This is a genomic window from Streptomyces sp. NPDC127092 (assembly GCF_042722475.1).
GTDB lineage: Bacteria > Actinomycetota > Actinomycetes > Streptomycetales > Streptomycetaceae > Streptomyces.
Map to the genome: position 1 here is coordinate 1 of NZ_JBHXFE010000291.1, position 1,271 is coordinate 1,271.

General features: G+C 61.9%; 2 protein-coding genes. Both read left to right on the top strand.

The window, feature by feature from the left end; all coding sequences use genetic code 11:
• Positions 1-574: 574 nt before the first annotated feature.
• Positions 575-934, top strand: coding sequence for a carboxymuconolactone decarboxylase family protein (locus ACFWJO_RS39775; RefSeq protein ID WP_378497199.1), 360 nt, complete (start codon positions 575-577; stop codon positions 932-934).
• A 31-nt stretch (positions 935-965) separates the two neighbouring features.
• The coding region (locus ACFWJO_RS39780) for a hypothetical protein (protein WP_386873182.1) at positions 966-1,271 on the top strand (306 nt) is incomplete at its 3' end.

Sequence of the window (1,271 nt, forward strand, 5' to 3'; positions counted from 1 at the left end):
GTGTCTTCCCTGCGCGGTGATCAGCACAGACCGGACGCCGGAGTCGGGCTGCTCGAACTCGTCAATTGCCGCACGAATGGTTTCGAAGGCTGCCCGGCTCAGCGCATTGAACTTCTCGGGCCTGCTGAGTTCGATCACGCCGACAGCGCTGCGACGGGTAACCGTTACGTGGCCAGCGGCGATCGGTGTGGTCGTTGCTTCAGGTGCCACAACGCCTCCGTTTCTCATTGATTTCGTTGGTCGACGGAACTGACGACCGGTGGATGGACGGTGTCTGGGTTGGACCGGCTACTCGGCCGGAAACCGTCGGCCGCGCCGGGCAGTCCCGGGACCGCGCTCGTGGGGAACATCGCGTTGTGCTCAATATATAATGCAACGCAATGTAGAATGCAGATAGAGTTTCTCCGTGCCGGCGACGACGGCGCACGCGCCGACTTGTCGAACGTGCGGTGCGAAGGCGACCGCCGTGACGTCCGAACTGCACGTACCTCTAGTGCGGAGCACGGCCAAAGCGCGATATGTACACCGTGCGTGCTCGCGAATTGCGGTTCCGTCCCATCCTCGAAGGAGACCGATGTCCGAAGATACCGAAGATGCAACTCTCAGTCGTGCGCAGAGGATGTTCGGCACTCTCGCGCCGAAGCTGGCATCGTTGACAGACGAGGTGCTGTTCGGTGACGTCTGGGAGCGACCTGGGTTGTCCCCACGCGACCGCAGTCTGATAACCGTGGCTGCGCTGGTCGCCCTCTGCCGGGAAAACCAAATGCCGGGGCATTTTTCGCGGGCATTGGACAATGGCGTACAGCAAGATGAACTCGTCGAAATCATCACACATCTCGCGTTCTACGCAGGATGGCCCAATGCCGTGACGGCGATAGCGACGCTCGCGACCGTCCTCGAACAAGAGAATGATGCAGCGATCCCGACGCGCTGACCTAGGTCTGCGCAGCAGGAAGGGAACCACTATGACCGAACACAACGGCAGGACGAGTGAACCGATTCTCGATCCCGACCTCGAGATCGTCGACTCGCACCACCACCTCTTCGACCGCCCGACCGGGCGCTACATGTTCGAGGACTATCTGGCGGATGCCTCGGCGGGGCACAACATCGCCTCCTCGGTGTACGTCGAAACCCAGGCGATGGCACGCACCTACGGTCCGGCGCAGTTGCGCGCGATTGGTGAGGTCGAGTTCGCCAACGGCGTGGCCGCGATGAGTGACAGCGGCGGTTACGGACACTGCCGAGTCTCGGCCGCGATTGTGGGCTAC

Bases quoted from the DNA above. Each gene is read 5' to 3' on its own strand.
- ACFWJO_RS39775 (WP_378497199.1), top strand. From the start codon at position 575: ATGTCCGAAGATACCGAAGATGCAACTCTCAGTCGTGCGCAGAGGATG.